We start from the raw sequence: 14,860 nt of genomic DNA on the forward strand, positions 1-14,860 counted from the left end.
CGATGGACAGATGCCGTCGCGCCAGGGATGGCGGCGCCAAGCTGCCGGAGGCGTCGCGCGTGGCTAGGAAGACCCACAATCCCAAGGACTTCGGTCGCGTTGCCGTGCTGGCGGGCGGCTGGAGCAGCGAGCGTCAGGTCGCGCTGTGGAGCGGCGAGGGCATTCATGCCGCGCTGCTCGGCCGCGGCGTCGACGCGACGCTGGTCGACGCGACGCCCGAGATCGTGCTGAACCTCAAGTCGCAAGGCTACGACCGCGTCTTCAACATCCTGCACGGCACCGGTGGCGAGGACGGCACGGTGCAGGCGGCGCTCGAACTGCAGGGCATTCCGTATACCGGCAGCGGCGTGCTGGCCTCGGCGCTGGCGATGGACAAGCTGCGCACCAAGCGCATGTGGAAGGCCGAAGGCCTGCCGACGCCGGACTGGCTGTGGATCGAGCGCGAGAGCGACCTCGACGAGGCCGCGGCGCGCTTCGGCTTCCCGCTGATCATCAAGCCCTCGGAGGAGGGTTCGAGCGTCGGCGTCAGCAAGGTGAAATCGGCGGCCCAGTTGCGCGAGGCCTGGCAGCTCGCGCGTGGCGAGCATGGCCGCGTGGTGATGGCCGAGCGCTTCGTCGCCAGCCGCCAGCCGGGTCACGAATTCACCTGCGCGATCCTCGGCGGCGAAGCGCTGCCGACGATCCGCATCGTCCCCGACGCCGAGTTCTACGACTACCACGCCAAATACCTGTCGGACAACACGCGCTACGAGTGCCCGAGCGGTCTCGATGCGGCTCTGGAAGCGCGCGTCCAGGCGATCTGTCTGCGCGCGTTCGAGATCCTCGGCGCGAAGACCTGGGGTCGCATCGACTTCATGCTCGACGGCGACGACCAGCCGTGGCTGATCGAGGCCAATCTCGTGCCCGGCATGACCTCGCACAGCCTCGTGCCGATGGCGGCGAAGGCGCGAGGCATCGATTACGCGTCGCTGTGCTGGGCGATCCTCGAGGACACGCTGGGCGAGGGGGGCGGATGACCGCATACGCCATGACCGCCGACGACGCCTTCGATTTCGAGTCCACCCCGCTGCGCCGGCACCTGATGCTGGTGCTCGGCGTCGCCGCGTTCCTTGCGGTGATCGGCGCCGGCTGGGGCGCGCTCGAGTTCGGCAGTCGCGAGCCGGTCGCGCGTCTGCAGATCGAAGGCCGTTTTTCGCGGCTGAAGCTGGCCGACATCGACGCCGCGTCTCGGCCGCTGGTCGACCGCCGCTTCGGCGACCTCGATCTGATCGCCGTGCGTGAAGCGGTCGAGGCCTTGCCGTGGACGTCGCGCGCCAGCGTCGAGCGTGTCTGGCCGGCGACGGTGCGCGTGCGCGCGTGGGAGCGCGTGCCGTTCGCGCGCTGGGGCGATGACGCGCTGCTCGATGCCGATGCGCGCGTGTTCAGGCCGGCCCCGAGCGAAGTGCCGGACGGCCTGCCGCAGCTGTCGGGGCCTCCCGGCCGCGAGGCGACGGTCGCCGAGATGTTCCGGGCGCTGAGCGTGCGCCTGATCCAGTCCTCGTTTCCGCTGCAAGGACTGGGGCAGGACGCGCGCGGCGAATGGCTGGCGCGGACGGCAGGCGGGATCGAGCTGCGTTTCGGGCGCGAGGACCCGCAGGAAAAGACGGACATGCTGCTCGGCGCCGCCGAGCGCGCACTCAAGGACCGCATCGCCGACGTGAAGTACGTCGACCTGCGCTACACCAATGGATTCTCGGTCGGCTGGATCACGCCGCCGAAACAGAAGAAGGAGAGCCACTGACATGGCACGCCGCGAAGAGCGCAATCTGCTCGTCGGCATCGACATCGGCACGTCCAAGTGCGTGGCGGTCGTCGGCCAGCAGATGCCGGAAGGCCACATCGAGATCGTGGGCTACGGCGAGCACGCGTCGCGCGGCATGAACCGCGGCGACGTCGTCAACATCGAGCTGACCACGCAGGCGATCAAGCGCGCCGTCGAGAACGCCGAGCACATGGCCAACTGCCGCGCGCAGTCGGTCTACGTCGGCATTTCCGGCACGCATATCCGCAGCTTCAACTCGACCGGCGTGGCGCCGGTACGCGCCGGCAGCGTGTCCGAGCGCGACGTCGACAGCGTGATGGACGCGGCGCGCGCGATCGCGATCCCGGCCGACCAGAAGATCCTGCACGTCATTCCGCAGGAGTTCGTCGTCGACGGCCGCGAAGGCATCCACGATCCGGTCGGCATGCACGGCGTGCGCCTCGAAGCGAAGGTGCATATCGTCACCGGTTCGATCTCGGCGGCGCAGAACATCTACAAGTGCGTCGAGAGCTGCGGCCTGAAGGTCGACAAGCTGATCCTGCAGCACCTGGCGTCGAGCTACGCGACGCTGCTGCCGGACGAGCGCGACCTCGGCGTGTGCATGGTCGACATCGGCGGCGGTACCTCCGATATCGCCGTGTTCCGCGGCGGCACCATCCGCCACACCGCGGTGCTGCCGATCGCCGGCAATCAGGTGACGAACGACATCAGCGTCGCCTTCCGCACGCCGGCGCCGTATGCCGAGGAGCTGAAGGTGCACTACGGCGTCGCGCTGCCGCAGTTCGCCGCGGCGCACGAGGAAATCGAGGTCAAGGGCGTCGGCGATGCGCCGGCGCGTCGCCTGTCGCGGCTGACGCTGGCCGAGGTCATCAAGCCGCGTTACGAGGAACTGTTCCGCTTCATCCGCAAGGAGCTGCACCGCTCGGACTGGTACGAGCTGGTGGCGGGCGGAATCGTGCTGACCGGCGGCTCGGCGCAGATGCCGGGCGTCGTCGAACTGGCCGAGGAAGTCTTCGAGCTGCCGGTGCGCCTGGGCCTGCCGCACGAGGTGCACGGCATCAAGGACGTGGTGCGCAATCCGGCCTGTGCGACGGCGGTCGGCCTGCTGATGTACGGGAGGCAGAACCAGCCGCAGACGACGGTCGCGCCGACGCAGGGCGTCGGGCACTGGCTGACCCGCATCAATGAATGGATCAAGGGCAGTTTCTGAGCCGCGGACGGCGGCGCAGCGGTAGAGGTAGGTCGTGAATTAGTGGTGAAAAGCGAAGTCTTGTTGTTGACATTGGCACAGTTTTTTATTATTTTATTTTCGCGGAAATGTTTGCATATAAAAACAGCGATCCGCGGGCCGAGTCTGCAAGGCTTCTACAGTGCGCGCCGCAAGGCGCGAGTCGGGTGAACACGGACGAGGAGCGCCCCAGCGGCGCGGGAGCAGGAACATGAGCGGACAGACACGGGAAATTTTTGAATTGATGGATGGCCAGCGGCGGCGCGCGGTCATCCGCGTCATCGGCGTCGGCGGCGGTGGCTGCAATACCGTCAATCAGATGGCGCAGGCCTCGATCGACGGCGTCGATTTCATTTGCGCCAACACCGATCGCGACCATCTCGAGCGCTGCGTGCCGACCAACCAGCTGCAACTGGGCGTCGAGATCACGCGCGGGCTCGGCGCCGGCTCCGATCCGGCGGTCGGCCGGCAGGCGGCCGAAGAGGACCGCGACCGCATCCGCGAGATGATCGAGGGCACCGACCTGCTGTTCGTCACCGCCGGCATGGGCGGTGGCACCGGCACCGGCGCGGCGCCGGTGATCGCGCAGATCGCCAAGGAGCTGAACATCCTGACGGTTGCCGTCGTCACCAAGCCGTTCGCGCATGAAGGCAAGAAGCGCATGGGTGTGGCGATGCGCGGCATCGACGAACTGCGCCAGTACACCGATTCGCTGATCCTGATCCCGAACGAGAAGCTCTCGCTCGTGCTCGGCAAGAAAGTCACGCTGCTGAACTGCTTCAAGGCGGCCAACGACGTGCTGCAGAATGCCGTCCAGGGCATCTCGGACCTGATCACGCGGCCGGGTCTGATCAACGTCGACTTCGCCGACGTCAAGACGGTGATGTCGAACCGCGGCATGTCGATGATGGGTATCGGCGTGGCGACCGGCGAAGATCGTGCACAAAGAGCTGTCGAGATGGCGCTGTCGAGCCCGCTGCTCGACGACATCGAACTGCATGGCGCCCGCGGCCTGCTCGTCAACGTCACCTGCGACGAGACGCTGCTGTCCGAGGAGTATGAGTACATCAGCGCCCGCGTCGGCGAAATCGCCTCCGACGAGGCCGATGCCAAGGTCGGCATGTCGATCAATCCGAACCTGAACGGCGAGTTGCGCGTGACGGTCGTCGCCACCGGCCTCAACGGCACCAAGGTGCAGGCGCAGGTGATGTCGGCACCGGCGGTCGCCGTCAACCCGCGCGTCGCGCAGTTCATCCGCCCGGCCGAGCCGGCGATGTACGGCCAGCCGGCGCAGTCCGCCTACGGCCAGCCGCAGATGCCGCAGATCGGCTCGCCGGCGCTCGACATCCCGGCGGTGCACCGCCAGCAGCGCAAAGTCGCCTCGGGCGGCGGCGGCGCGTTCCCGCTCGGCCTCGACGAGGACATCATCAACATTCCGGCGTTCCTGCGGAACCAGGCCGACTGACGGCTGGCTGCGGCGCCGCCCACCGTCCGGGGCGGCGCCGTCCCGCCGGCTCCCTTCAGGGGCCGTACGGGAACGCGTGTTAAACTTCCGTGTCCGTGTGGCGCGGCGCTCCCGGCGCCGCGCCTTTTTCTTTCTGGCACAGCACCTTATTCCGGCACAGAACGAAGACTATGATCCGTCAACGCACTCTGAAGCAGGCGATCCGCGCCAGTGGCATCGGTCTCCACTCGGGCCGCAAGGTCTACATGTCGCTGCTGCCGGCCGGTCCGGATACCGGCATCGTGTTCCGCCGGACTGACATGAATCCGCCGGTGGAGATCCCGAGCCAGGCCCATCTGCTGCGCGAGGCGGTGATGTGCAGCACCCTGGTCAACGACGCGGGCGTGAAGATCATGACGGTCGAGCACCTGATGTCGGCGTTCGCCGGCCTCGGTATCGACAATTGCGTCGTCGAGCTGTCGGCGGCCGAGATTCCGATCATGGACGGCAGTTCGGGTCCGTTCGTGTTCCTGATCCAGTCGGCCGGCATTCACGAGCAGGACGCGCCGAAGAAGTTCCTGCGCATCCGCCAGCCGGTGCAGGTGCAGGACGGTGACAAGTGGGCGCGCTTCGAGCCCTATGAAGGCTTCCGCCTGGCCTTCAACATCGATTTCAAGCACCCGGCGTTCAAGGCGTCCGGCCAGAACGCCGTCGTCGAGTTCTCGACGGCGAACTACGTCAAGGAAGTCTCGCGCGCACGGACCTTCGGCTTCCTGCGCGAACTGGATACGCTGCGCGCCAACAACCTCGGCCTCGGCGCGAGCCTCGACAACGTCGTCGCGCTCGACGATTTCCGCGTCGTCAATCACGATGGCCTGCGCTACGACGACGAGTTCGTGCGCCACAAGATTCTCGATGCCGTCGGCGATCTCTACCTGCTCGGCCATCCGGTGATCGGCGCGTATACGGCTTACAAGTCGGGACACGCGCTCAACAACAAGCTGGTGCGGGCGGTGCTCGACGACGCCGCCTCGCACGAAATCGTTACCTACGAGGATCAGGCGGCCGGCGTGCCGATCGCCTACGTGCGCGGTAGCTTCGCCACCGCCGCCTGAGCACGCTCGCTTCCGCCGCATTGCGCATGGCCATGCGCTCGGACGTCTTGCCGCGCCGGCGCGCGGCGTATTTCTTGCTGGCGAAACCCAGTCGGAGCGATGCTTGCCCTATTGCGGGGCGGGCCGATAGACTCGGACTAGACCGCAAACGGGGGGGCGTACGCGGGTTTCGACGCGCGTGCAGGTGATCCGGTAACGGTCATTCAGCCAGATCAACAGCGAGCCGCTGCGGTGACGCAGAGGTACGAGGGCTGACGCGGAAGCCGAAAAGACCACGACGGTCTGCTCGCGGATGTTGGCGATGCGGATCTGACGGACCCAGGGCTCTTCGCACCATAGCGGCAAGGAGCGATTGATATCGGCCAGGCTCTGCACCCGGGCAAGCCAGGCATTGCCGACTTTTTGCGGCAGACGATGCAAGAGTTGCTGAACGGATTGCGGATCGCGCACGAGGGGCTTCGGCGTTAACGATGGATATTATTGTAGTCAGCCACCAGCGTGGACGGACATGGCGTCTGCGGCTTGACGCCCGTCACGTTTGGGGTTGGCTGCCCTTCGTGCTGGCCGGCGTCCTGCTGATCGGCGCCAGCTTCGCGGTTGGCTACTGGACGCGCGGCGGCTCCAGCGTGCTGCCGCCGCGGCTGGTCGCGAGCTGGGCGCAGGAGGTCGAGCAGCAGCGCCACGCGCTTCGGGCTGCCCGTTCCGAAGCAGAGCAGAACGCCGCGGCGCTGTCGCGCCGGCTCGCCCAGCTGCAGGCGCACGTGCTGCGCCTCGATGCCGCCGGCCAGCGATTGACCGAGATCGCCGGTCTGGAAGAGGGCGAGTTCAATTTCAGCGAGCCGCCGCCGCTTGGTGGTCCGGAAGTGAGCTCGGCGGATACCAGCTTCGACCCGGTCCTCGCCTCGCTCACCAATTACGAACGCCAGCTTTCGGACCGCGAGCGCCAGTTCCGCGTGCTCGAGGATCTGCTGGTCGCCAGTCGCCTGCAGAAGGAAGTGCGGCCGTCCGGCTGGCCGATCGAGAACGGCTGGATCAGCTCGGTGTTCGGGACCCGCGCCGATCCGTTCAGCGGACGGCTGGCCCGCCATCAGGGCATCGATTTCGCCGGGCGGACCGGTGCCGAGGTACAGGCGGTGGCGGCCGGCATCGTGTCGTTCGCCGGCCCGAGCGAAGGCTACGGCAATCTCGTCGAGATCAACCACGGCAACGGGTACAGCACCCGCTACGGCCACAACAGCGCCATCCTGGTCCGCGTCGGCGAGAAGATCGGGCGTGGCCAGCCCGTGGCGCGTATCGGTTCGACCGGCCGCTCGACCGGGCCGCACGTGCATTTCGAAGTGCTCTACAACGGCACCGCCGTCGATCCGGAGCGCTATATCCAGGCGGCGCGCTGAGGCGGCGCGTCCGCGGCGATCGCCCGGACCGCCTTGAAAGCCTGCCGGATGCCCCAAGCAAGGCATAATACGCGCCATTTCCTCTTCGGGCGGCGGCCTGCGTCGCCGTCCTACCGCCTCTAGCGAGCTTATGTTCAACAATGTTCTGGCCCGGGTCTTCGGGAGCCGCAATCAACGCATCCTGAAGAAACTCGATCCGCTGGTGGCGGCGGTCGCGGCGCTCGAAGCGAAGTACGCGGCGATGGACGATGCCGCACTGGCGCAGCAGACGACGGATCTGCGCGAGCGCCTCGCCAAGGGCGAGACGCTCGCGCAGATCCGCGCCGACGCCTTCGCGGTCGTGCGCGAGGCCGGCAAGCGCGTCATGGGCATGCGCCACTTCGACGTCCAGCTGATCGGCGGCGCGATCCTGCACGAAGGCAAGATCGCCGAAATGCGCACCGGCGAGGGCAAGACCCTGGTCGCCACGCTGCCGGCCTATCTCAATGCGCTGCCCGGCAAGGGCGTGCATGTCGTCACCGTCAACGACTACCTCGCCCGTCGCGACTCGGAATGGATGGGGCGCATCTTCCGCTTCCTGGGGCTGAGCGTCGGCGTCATCGTCTCCGGGCAGAGCACCGAGGAGAAGCGCGAGGCTTACGCCTGCGACATCACCTACGCGACCAACAACGAGCTCGGCTTCGATTACCTGCGCGACAACATGGCGTTCTCGCCGGGCGACAAGGTGCAGCGCGGCCATCACTACGCGATCGTCGACGAGGTCGACTCGATTCTGATCGACGAAGCCCGTACGCCGCTGATCATCAGCGGCCCGACCGACGACGACCCGGATCTGTACCGCAAGATCAACGCCCTGATCCCGAAGCTGGCCGCGCAGCAGGAGGAAGACGGGCCGGGCGATTTCTCGGTTGACGAAAAGGCCAAGCAGGTTCATCTCACCGAGACCGGCCACGAGAAGGTCGAGGGCCTGATGCGGGCGAGCGGTCTGCTCGGCGAAGAGGACAGCCTCTACGACGCCGCCAACATCGTCCTGCTGCATCATCTGAATGCGCTGCTGCGCGCGCATCACCTGTACAAGCGCGACGTCGAGTACATCGTCCGCAACGGCCAGATCATCATCATCGACGAGTTCACCGGGCGCATGATGCCGGGGCGTCGCTGGTCGGACGGCCTGCATCAGGCGATCGAGGCGAAGGAGAACGTCAAGATCCAGCAGGAGAACCAGACGCTCGCCAGCATCACCTTCCAGAACTACTTCCGCCTCTACGAGAAGCTGTCCGGCATGACCGGCACGGCCGACACCGAGGCCTTCGAGTTCCAGAGCATCTACAACCTGGAAGTCGTCGTGATCCCGACCAATCGCCCGATGCAGCGCAAGGATCAGGGCGATCTCGTGTTCATGAACGCGCAGGACAAGTTCAACGCGGTGATCGGCGAGATCCGCCAGGCGCACGCCAAGCAGCAGCCGGTACTGGTCGGCACGGCCAGCATCGAGACCTCGGAGCTGCTGTCCGGCCTGCTGAAGAAGGACGGCATCGCGCACGAGGTGCTCAACGCCAAGCAGCACGAGCGCGAAGCCGAGATCGTCGCCCAGGCCGGCCGCCCGGGTGCGGTGACGATCGCGACCAATATGGCGGGTCGCGGTACCGATATCGTGCTCGGCGGCAATCTGGAGTCCGAGCTCGCGCAGATTCCGGAGGACGACGTCGCCGGCCGCGAAGCGGCGAAGGCGGCGTGGAAGCAGCGCCACGAGCTGGTGCTGCAGGCCGGCGGCCTGTACGTGATCGGCTCGGAGCGACACGAATCGCGGCGCATCGACAATCAGCTCCGCGGCCGCTCCGGGCGCCAGGGCGATCCCGGTGCCTCGCGCTTCTATTTGTCGCTCGACGACACGCTGATGCGCATCTTCACGCCGCCGCGCATGCGCGCGATGCTGCAGGGCCTCGGCATGCAGGAAGGCGAGGCGATCGAACATCGCTGGGTGACGCGCGCGATCGAAACCGCGCAGCGCAAGGTCGAGGCCCACAACTTCGACATCCGCAAGCAGCTGCTCGAGTACGACAATGTCGCCAACGACCAGCGCAAGGCGGTCTACGAGCTGCGTGACCAGATCATGGTGGCGGAGCGCGTCACCGACATGGTCGACACCATCCGCCCGGATGTCGTCAGCGCCGTGATCGACGCGTACGTTCCGCCGCAATCGATCGAAGATACCTGGAACATCGAAGGCCTGCAGGAGGCATTCCGCCGCGATTTTGCGCTCGACCTGCCGATCAAGGCCTGGCTCGACGAGGAGCGCGAGCTCAACGAGAAGAGCCTGCGCGCGCGCCTGCTCGACAAGGTGCGCGAGGCGTACGAGGAGAAGAAGGCGCAAATCGGCGCGCCGATCCTCGAGCATTTCGAGAAGGCGGCGATGCTGCAGACGCTCGACAATCTCTGGCGTGAGCATCTGGCGGCGATGGATTACCTGCGCCAGGGCATCCACCTGCGTGGCTACGCGCAGAAGGATCCGAAGCAGGAATACAAGCGCGAGGCTTTCGGCATGTTCAACGACATGCTGTCGCGCTACAAGCACGAAGTCATCACGCTGCTCGCCCGCGTGCGCATCCAGACCGAGGCCGAGGTCCAGGCCGTCGAGGAGCAGCGTCGCCGCCAGGCCGAGCTGCTCGAAAAGCGCATGCAGATGCAGCACGAGTCGGCGCCGATCGCCGTCGACGGCAGCGAGGTCGAGGCCGCCGCCGTTGAAGCGCCGGCCGCGGTTCCGCGCCGCCTCGAGGCCGCGCCTGCGGTGGAGCGCAGCGCGCCGATCGTGCGCGACATGCCCAAGGTCGGCCGCAACGATCCCTGCCCGTGCGGCAGCGGCAAGAAGTTCAAGCACTGCCACGGCGCGCTCGTCTAGCACGGTCCATGCGGTGGCGCGGGCCGGCTTGCCGCCGGCCGTGCGTGCTGCGCCGCTGAGCCGTCACGCGCGCGAGCGCGCCTCGGCCCTGCGCGCGGCGACGGCGGCGCGGCGCCTATGGCTTGTCGGGATCGGGCAACGCAAAATACGCAAGGCGCCTTCGAGGCGCCTTCATTCTTTCTGCCGCGAAACCAAACATGGCCGTCAATCTGTCCGAACCCACGAACCTGCTGCCGGTCACCGGCGTGCGTCTCGGCGTCGCCGAAGCGGCGATCAAGAAGCCGGGGCGCAATGACCTGCTGCTGATCGAGCTCGCCGAGGGCAGCCGTGTCGCTGGTGTGTTCACGCGCAATGCCTTCGCGGCGGCGCCGGTGCAGCTATGCCGCGAATCGCTGAAGGCGACGCCGGCGATTCGCGCGCTGCTCGTCAATGCCGGCAACGCCAATGCCGCGACCGGCAGTGGCGGTCGCGACGACGCGCGCCGGACGACGGCTGCCGTCGCCGTCGCGCTCGGCTGCGCGGCGCAGCAGGTCCTGCCGTTCTCGACCGGCGTGATCGGCCAGCGCCTGCCGCTTGAGCGCATGCTCGCGGCGGTGCCGAGGGCGATTGCCGATCTGGCCGCCGACCGCTGGACGACGGCGGCGCGCACCATCATGACCACCGACACGGTCTCGAAAGGCGCCAGCCGCCGCGTCGCGACCTCGCAGGGCGAGATCACGGTGACCGGCATCGCCAAGGGCGTCGGCATGATCGAGCCGCACATGGCGACGATGCTGGCGTTCGTCGCCACCGATGCGCGCCTGACGCCGGCGGCGACCGACGCCGCGCTGCGCGCTGCGGTCGACGAATCGTTCAACTGCGTGACCGTCGACAGCGACACGTCGACCAACGACTCCTGCGTGCTGTGCGCGACCGCGCAGGTCGGCACACGCGACATCGAGGTCGGCGATGCCGACTATGCGCTCGTCGCCGCCGCCATCCGCGAGGTCTGCATCGAGCTCGCGCAATGCGTGGTGCGTGACGGCGAGGGGGCAACCCGTTTCATCACCATCGAAATCGGCGGTGCGCGCGACGTCGCCGAGGCGCGCCAGGTCGGCTATGCGATCGCCAACTCGCCGCTGGTCAAGACCGCGATGTTTGCCGGTGACGCCAATTGGGGGCGCATCGTCATGGCGATCGGCAAGGCCGGCGTCGAGGGGCTGGATCCGGCGCGGGTCGGCGTGGCGCTCGACGATGTCGTGCTGCTCGAAGGCGGCGAGCCGCATCCCGACTATCGCGAGGAACGCGGTGCCGCGATCGTCGCGCGGCCCGAGTTCACGATTCGCGTCACGCTCGGCCGCGGCGACGCAAAGGCGCGCTTGTGGACCTGCGATTTCAGCTACGAGTACGTGAAGATCAACGCCGAGTACCGCACTTGAGGCGGCTGCCGATGCCAGCGCGGATCGCATCGCGGTGAGCGAACCGACCGTCGAGTCCGCCGTTGCCGGCGACGCGCCGCAGGCCGTGGCGCAGCGTCCGCGGATCGCGGTGGCGGCCGGCTGTCTGGTCGACGGCGCCGGCCGCGTGCTGATCGCGCAGCGTCCGCACGGCAAGATTGCCGCGGGGCAGTGGGAATTCCCCGGCGGCAAGATCGAGGCCGGCGAGACCTCGCGCGCGGCGCTGGTGCGGGAGATCGAGGAGGAACTCGGCGTGACCGTGCGCGTCGCGCGGCCGCTGATCAAGGTCGTCCATGCCTACCGCGAGCGCACCGTCGAACTCGATTGCTGGCTGGCGAGCGCCTGGAGCGGCGAGCCGCAGGGGCGTGAGCAGCAGGCTTTCGCCTGGGTGCGCCTCGACGAGATCGACGGTTATCCCATCCTTGCCGCCGACGCACCGATCCTGTCGGCGCTGCGCCTGCCGGCCCATTACGTGTTCACGCCACCGGACATCGGCGCCGAGGCGCTGCTTGCGCGCCTGCCACAGCTGCCGCGCGGCGCTTTGCTGCGCCTGCGCCTGCCGGCGCTGGACGACGCGGCGTACGCGGCACTGGCGGCGCGCGTGCTCGTCGCGGCCGGCGGCGCGCTGCGCGTCGTGCTCGATCGCGATCCGGAAATGGTCGGGCGGCTCGGCGCCGCCGGCTGGCATGCCGACAGCGGGCGCCTGGCGGCGCTGCCGTCGCGGCCGGCGGTGCCCCTGTGCCTGGCTTCCGCGCACAGCCCGGCCGAGCTGACGCGCGCGCGAGAACTGGGCTTCGATGCCGCGGTGCTCGGGCCGGTGCGGCCGACACCGACGCATCCGGATGCGTCTGGCCTGGGCGAGACGACGGCGGCAGCCTGGACGCAGGCCGCCAATCTGCCGGTGTACTGGCTCGGCGGCCTCGGCCCCGGCGATCTGGACGCGGTGCAGGCGCACTACGCCCAGGGCGTTGCTGCGATCCGCGCCTACTGGCCGGCCTAGCCGCGGGCGCTAGTCGCCGTCCGGATCGCGATGGTGCGGCGCCGCGTCGTCGCTGGGAATGCCGTAGCGTCCGGCAAACCAGTCGCCCAGGTCGAGCAGCTTGCAGCGTTCCGAGCAGAACGGGCGCCAGGGGTTGCTCTCGTCGAGGCGTACCGACTGGCCGCACTGCGGGCAGGAGCCGATGCGGTAGGGGCGGGCGGCGGGGTCTTGTGGGCTCTTCACAGGTTGCAGCACTGCAGCTGGAAGCCGATGTCCGCGTGTGCTTGCTGGGCGCGGCTACTGATGTCGCGCAGGCCCATGAAGCGGACCGTGAAGCGATGCCGGCCGGCGCTGATCTCCGGATAGACGCCGGCGGCCGCCGGGACGATCACCCGCACCAGCAGGCACGGGCCGGTGGGCGTATGCAGGTAGATCCCGTTCTGGGCGACGACCGGATCCGCCGGCACGCTGGCGCGCAGCAGTTTCAGGTACAGCGTGACCGCGCGCTCGAACGGCGCCAGATCGGCGAACCAGGCATCGAGGTCGCGGTCGGTGCGCTCGCGCGGCTGCGACAGCCACCAGTGGTAGTGCGGCAGGTCGAAGCCGCAGGTGCCGCCGGGAATCGTCGAGCGGTTGAGAACGCTGGTCAGGAAGTCGCTGCCGCGCAGCAGCGAGTTGGCGAACTGCGTGGCCAGCTGCTGCAGTTCGTTGAGTGCCTCGGTAATGTCGGCGAGGACGCCCTTGAGGCGCTCCTGATCGACGCTCGGGCGGGCCGCGAGCCGCGTCAGGTGGTGATACTGATCCGTCAGCTCCTTGAGGATGTCGTTCTTGAGGTCGGAGCGCGAGATCACGACCAGCAGATCGAGCAGCGAATCCAGTGCCGAGCGCGTGCCGCAGGTGCTGCGGTCGCGGCGATGGTGCCGGTATTGCGCGAACAGCAGCTCGAGACGCAAAAAGGTGCGCACCCGCTCACTCAGCGGTTGCTCGAACACCAGATCGGCCACGGCTCCTTCGCTCACTTGCGGGCTTGACGTCTAAATTTTGATTGTGAACGAGTTCTCAGTGCGCGGCAAACGCAGGCCAGGCGCGGAGGCTTCGCCGGCGGCGGCGAGTCGCAGGTAATAGGCGTGGAATTCGGCGACGGCGGCCTGCGTCGTCGCGATGTCGCCGGCGTTGACCAGCACGTCGTGCGCGGCGGCGAGGCGCGCTTCGCGGTCGAGCTGCGCGGCGAGCATGCGCCGCGCGAGCGTTTCGTCGATGCCGTCGCGCTGCATCAGGCGGGCGAGCTGCACCTCGACCGGCGCGTCGACCAGCAGGACGCGGTCGACGAGGTCCTGCATCTTCGCTTCGAGCAGGATCGCCACGCTGAGCATGCAGTACGGGGCCGTCTGCGTGCTGCGCCAGGCGCGCATGCGCTCGCGGATGCGCGGATGCGTGATCGCTTCGAGTTGCTTGAGGGCGGTCGGATCGGCGAACACATGCTCGCGCATCCGGCGCCGGTCGAGTTCGCCGTCGGGCAGCAGGAAGCCGGCGCCGAAGGTCTGTGCGATCTCGGCGAGGCCCGGCGTGCCGGCGGCAACGACCTCGCGGGCGACGCGATCGGCGTCGAGCACCGGCACGCCGAGCCCTTCGAACAGCGACTGCACCAGCGATTTGCCGCTGGCGATGCCGCCGGTCAGGCCGATCGTCAGCGGCATCAGCGCAGGCTCTGCAGGTAGAGCTGGCTCAAGTCATGGCCATACAGCAGCGCCAGCCAGCCGGCGGCCGCCAGATACGGACCGAACGGAATCGGAATCTGGCGATCGTGCCGGCGGAACAGGACCAGGCCGACGCCGACGACGGCGCCGACCACCGAGGAGAGCAGGACGATGGTCGGCAGCGCCTGCCAGCCGAGCCAGGCGCCGAGCGCGGCGAGCAGCTTGAAGTCGCCGTAGCCCATGCCTTCCTTGCCGGTCGTCAGCTTGAACAGCCAGTAGATCGACCACAGCACCAGATAGCCGGCCATCGCACCGAGCACCGCGTCGCGCAGGCCGGCGAAGACCGGGAACAGCGCGAGCAGCAGGCCGAGCCACAGCAGCGGCAGCGTCAGGTCGTCCGGCAGCAGCTGCGTGCGCAGGTCGATGACGGCGAGTGCGAGCAGGGTCCAGCTGAGGGCCAGCGCGGCCGGCAGCTGCGGCCCGTAGCCGAAGTGCCAGGCGCAGACGCCGGCCATCACGCCGGCGGCGAGCTCGACCAGCGGATACTGTGCCGGAATCGCCGTGCCGCAGGCGGCGCAACGGCCGCGCAGGAACAGCCAGCCGAACAGCGGCACGTTGTGCCAGGGCTTGATCGGCGTGCCGCACGACGGGCAGCAGGACGCGGGGCGCAGCAGCGAGAACGGCGCTTCGTCGAGCGCAGGCAGTTCGAGCGCCTCGCGGGCATCACGCTTCCACGCCCGTTCCATCATGCGCGGCAGGCGGTAGATGACGACGTTGAGGAAGCTGCCGACGATCAGGCCGAGCAGCGCCGTGAGCGAAATCAGCAGGGCGGGGCTGCTGCGCAGCCCGTCGAGCAGGGTCATGAGA

The 14,860-nt window shown here is 68.1% G+C and carries 14 protein-coding genes; 9 read left to right on the plus strand and 5 right to left on the minus strand.

Going from position 1 to position 14,860, the window contains the following annotated elements:
• Positions 1-59: 59 nt before the first annotated feature.
• The 5 genes from H149_RS0108460 (at position 60) to lpxC (ending at position 5,588) form a co-directional block, all read left to right on the plus strand.
• A complete protein-coding gene (locus H149_RS0108460; RefSeq protein WP_026352999.1) occupies positions 60-1,016 on the plus strand; it encodes a D-alanine--D-alanine ligase in 957 nt (318 codons plus the stop codon).
• Positions 1,013-1,780, plus strand: coding sequence for a cell division protein FtsQ/DivIB (locus H149_RS20305; protein WP_020649314.1), 768 nt, complete (start codon positions 1,013-1,015; stop codon positions 1,778-1,780). The genes H149_RS0108460 and H149_RS20305 overlap by 4 nt, the downstream gene beginning before the upstream one ends.
• 1 nt (position 1,781) lies before the next feature.
• Entirely contained in the window at positions 1,782-3,011 is a 1,230-nt protein-coding gene (gene ftsA, locus H149_RS0108470) for a cell division protein FtsA (protein ID WP_020649315.1), read from the plus strand.
• Positions 3,012-3,240: 229 nt separating this feature from the next.
• On the plus strand, positions 3,241-4,494 hold the full coding sequence (gene ftsZ, locus H149_RS0108475) for a cell division protein FtsZ (protein ID WP_245540486.1): 1,254 nt from the start codon (positions 3,241-3,243) through the stop codon (positions 4,492-4,494).
• Positions 4,495-4,664: 170 nt separating this feature from the next.
• Positions 4,665-5,588, plus strand: a complete 924-nt coding sequence (gene lpxC, locus H149_RS0108480; protein ID WP_020649317.1) for a UDP-3-O-acyl-N-acetylglucosamine deacetylase — start codon at positions 4,665-4,667, stop codon at positions 5,586-5,588.
• Between the two features lie 108 nt (positions 5,589-5,696).
• Here lpxC and H149_RS23140 read toward each other — a convergent pair whose 3' ends face one another.
• Positions 5,697-6,038 (minus strand): hypothetical protein, encoded by a 342-nt coding sequence (locus H149_RS23140; protein ID WP_154654704.1) that lies wholly within the window; start codon positions 6,036-6,038, stop codon positions 5,697-5,699.
• A 107-nt stretch (positions 6,039-6,145) separates the two neighbouring features.
• Here H149_RS23140 and H149_RS0108485 point away from each other — a divergent pair, with 107 nt between their 5' ends.
• The 4 genes from H149_RS0108485 (at position 6,146) to H149_RS0108500 (ending at position 12,317) form a co-directional block, all read left to right on the plus strand.
• Positions 6,146-6,982, plus strand: coding sequence for a M23 family metallopeptidase (locus tag H149_RS0108485; protein ID WP_020649318.1), 837 nt, complete (start codon positions 6,146-6,148; stop codon positions 6,980-6,982).
• Between the two features lie 130 nt (positions 6,983-7,112).
• Positions 7,113-9,881 (plus strand): preprotein translocase subunit SecA, encoded by a 2,769-nt coding sequence (gene secA, locus H149_RS0108490; protein WP_020649319.1) that lies wholly within the window; start codon positions 7,113-7,115, stop codon positions 9,879-9,881.
• A 197-nt stretch (positions 9,882-10,078) separates the two neighbouring features.
• Entirely contained in the window at positions 10,079-11,299 is a 1,221-nt protein-coding gene (gene argJ / locus H149_RS0108495; protein ID WP_020649320.1) for a bifunctional glutamate N-acetyltransferase/amino-acid acetyltransferase ArgJ, read from the plus strand.
• Positions 11,300-11,333: 34 nt separating this feature from the next.
• Positions 11,334-12,317, plus strand: a complete 984-nt coding sequence (locus H149_RS0108500) for a Nudix family hydrolase (RefSeq protein ID WP_020649321.1) — start codon at positions 11,334-11,336, stop codon at positions 12,315-12,317.
• 9 nt (positions 12,318-12,326) lie between these two features.
• On the opposite strand, the gene H149_RS20310 is transcribed toward H149_RS0108500, so the two are convergent.
• Genes H149_RS20310 through H149_RS0108520 form a run of 4 tightly spaced genes read right to left on the minus strand, consistent with a single transcriptional unit; the run spans position 12,327 to position 14,856 of the window.
• Positions 12,327-12,539, minus strand: a complete 213-nt coding sequence (locus tag H149_RS20310; RefSeq protein ID WP_020649322.1) for a DNA gyrase inhibitor YacG — start codon at positions 12,537-12,539, stop codon at positions 12,327-12,329.
• Positions 12,536-13,315, minus strand: a complete 780-nt coding sequence (gene zapD / locus H149_RS0108510) for a cell division protein ZapD (protein WP_154654705.1) — start codon at positions 13,313-13,315, stop codon at positions 12,536-12,538. The genes H149_RS20310 and zapD overlap by 4 nt, the downstream gene beginning before the upstream one ends.
• 15 nt (positions 13,316-13,330) lie before the next feature.
• On the minus strand, positions 13,331-13,993 hold the full coding sequence (coaE, locus tag H149_RS0108515; protein ID WP_020649324.1) for a dephospho-CoA kinase: 663 nt from the start codon (positions 13,991-13,993) through the stop codon (positions 13,331-13,333).
• Positions 13,993-14,856: a prepilin peptidase gene (locus H149_RS0108520; RefSeq protein ID WP_020649325.1), complete on the minus strand. Its 864-nt coding sequence runs from the start codon at positions 14,854-14,856 to the stop codon at positions 13,993-13,995. The genes coaE and H149_RS0108520 overlap by 1 nt, the downstream gene beginning before the upstream one ends.
• Between the last annotated feature and the right edge of the window lie 4 nt (positions 14,857-14,860).

This window comes from Solimonas variicoloris DSM 15731 (genome assembly GCF_000382285.1).
GTDB classification, from domain to species: Bacteria; Pseudomonadota; Gammaproteobacteria; order Nevskiales; family Nevskiaceae; genus Solimonas; species Solimonas variicoloris.